This is a genomic window from Arsenophonus nasoniae DSM 15247 (genome assembly GCF_000429565.1).
In the GTDB taxonomy this organism is placed as follows: Bacteria; Pseudomonadota; Gammaproteobacteria; order Enterobacterales; family Enterobacteriaceae; genus Arsenophonus; species Arsenophonus nasoniae.
Window position 1 is genome coordinate 1 of sequence record NZ_AUCC01000125.1, and the last position, 5,862, is coordinate 5,862.

General features: G+C 35.4%; 8 protein-coding genes and 1 pseudogene. 4 read left to right on the forward strand and 5 right to left on the reverse strand.

Annotated elements, in window-relative coordinates; translation table 11 throughout:
- From G468_RS24235 to G468_RS0115765, 3 genes are all read left to right on the forward strand, one after another.
- A partial coding sequence (locus G468_RS24235; RefSeq protein WP_034250204.1) for an LPD7 domain-containing protein occupies window positions 1-780 on the forward strand: 780 nt, incomplete at its 5' end.
- A gap of 332 nt (window positions 781-1,112) precedes the next feature.
- Entirely contained in the window at window positions 1,113-1,781 is a 669-nt protein-coding gene (locus G468_RS0115760) for a PAS and helix-turn-helix domain-containing protein (RefSeq protein ID WP_026823878.1), read from the forward strand.
- Between the two features lie 30 nt (window positions 1,782-1,811).
- Complete coding sequence (locus tag G468_RS0115765) at window positions 1,812-3,101, forward strand: purine-cytosine permease family protein (RefSeq protein WP_026823879.1); 1,290 nt, start codon at window positions 1,812-1,814, stop codon at window positions 3,099-3,101.
- Window positions 3,102-3,108: 7 nt separating this feature from the next.
- On the opposite strand, the gene G468_RS0115770 is transcribed toward G468_RS0115765, so the two are convergent.
- Window positions 3,109-3,594: a GNAT family N-acetyltransferase gene (locus G468_RS0115770; RefSeq protein ID WP_162143437.1), complete on the reverse strand. Its 486-nt coding sequence runs from the start codon at window positions 3,592-3,594 to the stop codon at window positions 3,109-3,111.
- Window positions 3,595-3,622: 28 nt separating this feature from the next.
- Complete coding sequence (locus G468_RS21450) at window positions 3,623-4,102, reverse strand: nitrilase-related carbon-nitrogen hydrolase (RefSeq protein WP_051297158.1); 480 nt, start codon at window positions 4,100-4,102, stop codon at window positions 3,623-3,625.
- A 243-nt stretch (window positions 4,103-4,345) separates the two neighbouring features.
- Here G468_RS21450 and G468_RS0115780 point away from each other — a divergent pair, with 243 nt between their 5' ends.
- Complete coding sequence (locus G468_RS0115780; protein WP_026823881.1) at window positions 4,346-4,546, forward strand: hypothetical protein; 201 nt, start codon at window positions 4,346-4,348, stop codon at window positions 4,544-4,546.
- A gap of 118 nt (window positions 4,547-4,664) precedes the next feature.
- Here G468_RS0115780 and G468_RS0115785 read toward each other — a convergent pair whose 3' ends face one another.
- From G468_RS0115785 to G468_RS25480, 3 genes and pseudogenes are all read right to left on the reverse strand, one after another.
- The gene (locus tag G468_RS0115785; RefSeq protein ID WP_026823882.1) at window positions 4,665-5,120 is read right to left on the reverse strand and encodes an H-NS histone family protein; all 456 of its coding nucleotides are present in this window, start codon (window positions 5,118-5,120) and stop codon (window positions 4,665-4,667) included.
- Window positions 5,121-5,126: 6 nt separating this feature from the next.
- A complete protein-coding gene (locus tag G468_RS0115790) occupies window positions 5,127-5,561 on the reverse strand; it encodes a topoisomerase C-terminal repeat-containing protein (RefSeq protein WP_026823883.1) in 435 nt (144 codons plus the stop codon).
- A 124-nt stretch (window positions 5,562-5,685) separates the two neighbouring features.
- Window positions 5,686-5,862, reverse strand: a pseudogene (locus G468_RS25480) (IS91 family transposase); the annotation flags it as partial.

Genomic DNA, 5,862 nt, shown 5'->3' on the forward strand with positions numbered 1-5,862 from the left:
ACGCAGGAAGTGGTTTTTTCTGATAAAGGGTCACATATCGAGTTTTCAGGTAATAGCAGTAAAGCACAAGCAGCCATGGCGCTGGAATACGCCAAAAACAAGTTTGGTGGTAAATTACGATTAACAGGGAGTGAACAGTTTAAACAAACCTGTGCGATTGCGGCGGCTGAAAAAAATATCAACATTATTTTGTCACCGGATAAATATCATCAGATGATGTTATCCCATGCTGAAAAATTGCAGCAAAAGACTGTACAAACTCCCCAACAAGCCACCGCAGAGCCAGAGAAAATAATACAACCCGACAGGCAAAACCTGTCTTATAAAATCGATGATAAAGCCTTTAACCGCCTGATTGTGATGCCAGCCCCTCAAAATGATGGATTTGAGAGTGTTATCCGCTTCAAGGTCGCATTTAAGCAAGATGACAAGATGGTTATGCAGCTTAAAGATCTGAAAGAAGCGGATTTGAACCGCATGGGCATTGATACCAAAAACATTGATATGCGTAAGGTTGAGCCTGTTTATATTGATTTAACCAGTCTCAAAAACAGCCAGATTGACTCACCGTTTCGTTACGCTGAAAAAGCGCTAGAATCATTAAATCAAAGTATGCGAAACCGTGCGATGCCAAGAGACGAACTGGAGGCTTTGAAAGCGGAAAGGGCAACACTGGAAGCCCATGTTGAAGAAGCAAAACAAAAACAGGTGATTGAACAGCCCAAACAGGAGCAGAAAAAACAGCAACGGCAAGAGCAAAATTCAGGTTTTAGCCTTTAAGTTTTTCTCAAAATAGGCTTAGCTGTAGCGTAGGATATTTTCCGTTTTTCAAGCGGACACCTCTAAGATGATTTGACAAGATGAAGCAGTATTATTAAATTTGGTTTGTCTCTGAAAAAATCAGAGAACGGGATTGCTACCCCGTCCACTCAAGCCCAGTATAAATATACTATATATTTATACTGGCACATTTCATGCCAATGTTTATGGTGGGCTGGATGGGGGAGTCTAAAGACTCGCCGATCGCTTGAGTTCGATTGTAGCAACCTCATTCAGTCTACCACCCGTCATTCAAAAAAGGTGGTCATATTAATCTGAGTTAAGGTCATTTTATGAAAAAAAATATATCAGATAATGAATTAGGTTCTTTGATATCTTTTTTAAGACATGAGAGTGATCCTTGGGGAGTAAAGGACTTAGATTCAAAATTTGTTTATGCTAATAATCTTAGTCACTTAGGAATAAAACTTGATTTCAACATAGAAGGTATGTTTGACAGTGAATTACCCCATCCTGTGGCAGAACTTTCTTCAAATCTTCTAATTCATGATCATAAAGTCATATCCGATAGAAAAAAAGAAATAGCCATCCAAACCACTTTAAATTTTAAAGAAAATAGATTAAAGCCTTATTTTTTCGAAAAAAGACCGTTTTATAATCAATCAGGCGAAATTGTCGGAACTATTTATCATGGAAGAGAAATTGTGAATTTCCAAACTTATGATATGTCACCCTATGTTTACTTTTTTACTCCTCCCAATGATCTCTTCACAAAAAGAGAATTAGAAGTGATTTTCTGGGCACAACAACGGCTAACTGCTAAAGAAATTGCTAAAAGACTAGATGTTTGCCCTTCAACGATAGATTCACACATAAAGAGTATCTATAGAAAAGCTGATGTTAATAGCAATGCTCAACTTATTGAATATTGCCAAGCGATAGGTCTTGATAAGTATATTCCACCGGATTTTTTGAGAAGTGGAATAAAATTTGTTAAATAGTTTGAATTTAAAATTAACGAGAAAAAATATATGTCAAATGACGATTCATATTCACTCTATCGTGTTCCTCACAATGCAAGACTCAGTTTTTTTAATGTAACACTTATCAGAATAGGGCAAATGACATCTTTATCACAGTTCATGTTGGGCGCTATGTTGGGTCATAGTATGACTTTCGAGCAAGCAATGATTGCTACGTTATGTGGTACTTTAATATTAGAATTCCTAAGTCTTGGATTAGGAATTGCTGGTGCAAGAGAAGGATTGTCAATTAGTTTACTTTCACGTTGGACAGGATTTGGGCGTTTAGGGTCAGCCATAATTGGATCAGTTATAGCAATTAGTCTTCTTGGTTGGTTTGGCATCCAAAATTCAATTTTAGCTAAAGCAATTAACTACTCTAGCAATAATTGGCTTGGATTTAACTTGGCAGCTATCATATCTGGCTTAACTTTGACAGCATTAGTGGCCTTTGGGGTCAAAGCCTTAAACTGGACTGCAAAAATTTCCGTGCCTTTATTTTGTGTTGTTGTTGCTTGGATTTTTTTTCTGCTGGTAAAAGATCATAATATTTCAAACCTTATCACGACAATACCGTCAGGGACAGCAATAAGCATTACAGCAGGAATTACAGCGGTTGCAGGTGGATGTATGACCAGTGCATTTTCGACACCAGATATTAGTCGTTATTGTCAAAGTGGCAAACATGTTTTTTGGATGACATTAATTTCCATATTGATAGGTGAATTTATTGTCAATGGTATTTCAATATTAATTGCTCATGCGCTTGATACTGACGATGTGGTGACTATCATGGGGCAAACAGCAGGATGGATAGGTCTTCTTAGTGTTATCCTATCAGCATTAAAAATTAATGATTTAAATCTTTATTCTTCATCTCTAGGAATTGCTAACGCCATTGAAGGAGTAATAGGAAAGAAGTTATCTTATTCTTATTTAACAATAATGCTAGGAATTCTTGGAACCACATTGTCTGTTCTTGGAATGCTAGATAGGTTTGTTGATTTCCTTGTTTTTCTTGGCGTTCTTTTTCCACCTATTATTGGTGTAATATTAATTGATTATTATATGTTGAAAACAAGTCGGAAAATCCTAGATAAAACTAGAGAAAAAGGACTATTACCTGACGATACTTCAACACCTTTAATTGGATGGACTGCCATCTTGGCATGTGTAATAGGAAGTTTTGTTGGCGCAACAGTAGAATTAGGTATTCCTTCATTAAATTCATTATTGGTTGCCAGTATAATTTATTGGGTTGTGTCTATCTTCAATAAGGGGTCGCCTCAGAAAACTTAAGAATTAGTCAATTTAACTTATTGATCTTTAAATATTCGTTTCGTAGCATACTGAACATAATATCATCCCATCGTTCATTAGTTGCTTTTACTGCGGAACGTCTAATACCTTCTTGGATAAACCCTAATCGCTGATAGGTTTTTATTGCTGGCTTATTAAAGCTATAAACATTTAACTCAAGCCTCTGAAATTCTAATCTGGAAAAAACTTCATCAATAATTTTCTGTAAAAAAGGAACAGCTAAGCCTTTCTTGCGATAATCAGGGTTGATTACTACACGCCCAAGAAGAGCTACACCATGAAGCCAGTCAAGTTCTATCTGTGCGTGAGCTAGTCTGATTGAGTCCTGAAAACCAATAAACATCCAACGCTTTGGCGGTGATTCATTAGCTTCTTGCAACATTGGAATAACTTGTGACTTAGTAAGAGGCCATGCTAAATCTATACCACCCCATTGTAAAACCTCATCGTTAGATGAAAACCATTTGCACAAATGGTCAATGTCTTTTTCACAAAATCGTCTAATATTCATTTTTATCGGTATATTCAATTGAATAAATATCTGTTCTTCTGTGTCTTAAGTAAGGTATTTCTAATCGTGTTTTTGACTGTTCATTAAAGTCTACTTCACAGAAAATTAGCTCTTCACTATTATAATTTGCTAATTTTAATGTTTGTCCTCTTGCACCTATTAATTGACTTCCACCAAAAAAATGAAGATTTTCTTCTTTCCCACATCTATTTACTGCCGCTAAATGAATACCGTTCTCTAATGCTCGACTAGCGCAATTTATCGTCCAAATGTCTTTAGCTTCTTTATGCCATGCAGATGGAAGAAAAATAATATCCGCTCCTTTTAATGCTATAATTCTAGCAAGCTCAGGAAAACAAATAATATCGACGTTTTCTTTAGCTGCCTTGCTGCATAGATTCTCTATTTTTAATAAATTTTTTCTTTTATTGCCTAAGACGGTATCAATTTGAGCAAGAGCAATCTTCATCAAAAATCCAGCCTAATTCAATTGTAAAAAAAACTGAATAACATTAAATTATAATCCTTTTTTATATCTAAAGTAAATAGTAATTTTGCTTATTTTATTTATTTTTGAAGTCATTATAGTTAATTACATTAAGTTTAGCGCAGTTAATTAAAATATATTTTTTTGAGATTAAATATTTATCTTTTCCAACACCAGGGAAAAATGCAATATAAATAGTCATTATTATAAATAGAGGCGAATCATATGTGGATATTAATTCTTACTATGTTTTCAACTCCCTACTCAACAAATAACTTTGCCAGTATTCATTCTCAAGAATTTAAAACGGAACATGAGTGTCAGTTTGCAGTAAAGGAATTTAAAAATAATCTAGAGAATGACGATTTGAAATATCTTGATGGAAGTGCCTTTTGCATTAAAGATGATATAAGTACAAATAAATAATCGGCTGTTATATTTAATTTTAATAGATATTGTCAGTCTCCTCCTGATTTTTTAACTTTCGATATCTAATTTATAGGTACAGTTTTATTTCTGTACCTATATTTTTTATAATAAATTCTTAGTTTTTTATTAAAAACTCCTCTAGCTCATTCCCATCATCGAGTAATTTTTGGAGTGCTGTGGGTGGCTTGCCATTGCCTGACCATGTTTGTATCTCGCCGTTTTCGTCTAAAAATTCATATTTTGGCTTCCGTGCATTAATACTACTTTTTTTCTTCGTCTTAATTTTGCCCGTGGTAACAGGGTTCAAGAGTGAATCAAGACTAAAGCCACTATCTTCAATCATTTTAATTAGGGCAAGGCGTTGCTTTTCTTTTTCCTCTGCTTCTTTTTTGGCTTGTTCAAAGAGTTCTCTGTTTTCTTCAATAACCGCTTCCAGTTTGTCTTTAACTTCCTGTAGCCACTCGAAATCTTTTGTTAACGCAAACTTTCTTATTGTCGTAATGCTACTAAAATGTTTAGCGATAATCTGATATTCTTCTTCTCTTTTTAGCGTTTTGGCTGTTTCACTCATGTTAATTTACCTGTTATTTTCGAATTCAAATCGGGTTGCCCCTGTGGTCTTGTCCTGCAATATCAACGTTGCATCGAAGTTTTTACCCGCTTTGCTTTTGAAGCCTTTGATAATGCCTGTTTTTCCTTTTTTGACCAGTGTTTCAATCTGTTTTGTGGTCAGTGTTTTCTCACAAACCGTTTTCCATATTTTAAAACCACATTGGGCTTCACAAACGACAAGTTTAGGCTTATCCAATAATGCCTTGTTGCAATTAGGGCAGCATATAGTTGTGCTTGTCTGATTTGTTGGGGTATCAATCTTTAGGTTTTGTCCAATATCATCCGATAGCAGACGATTAATGTCACCATACAATTGTTCGACAAATTCATCAACACTAAGATTTCCCTGCTCAATCTGTTCATGGTTAGGAAATTGAATCGCTTTTAAAGTGAGTAGCAAAAGCCATCCCTTATTGCAAAAAGGAGATGGGGATCGATTTATTGTGTTTAGTGCCAGTTAACATTTCCTCAGAGAGTGTAATTTCTAACCTGATTTCCTTATTTTAGACACATTAATCCTGCGTTTAGATGCGTAACCATCGCTTTTTCTCCAGGTTATGCAGTCTTTCTGACAACAATTCCGTTGCTTTTTTACCCATTTGCGCCCCGGTGAAAAGCAGCCTGTCGCCACACAGAATACATTTGTACGGATCGGTACGCAGAAATCCTTTCATCAGCACAGAAAAACCTGGGTTCTCCGG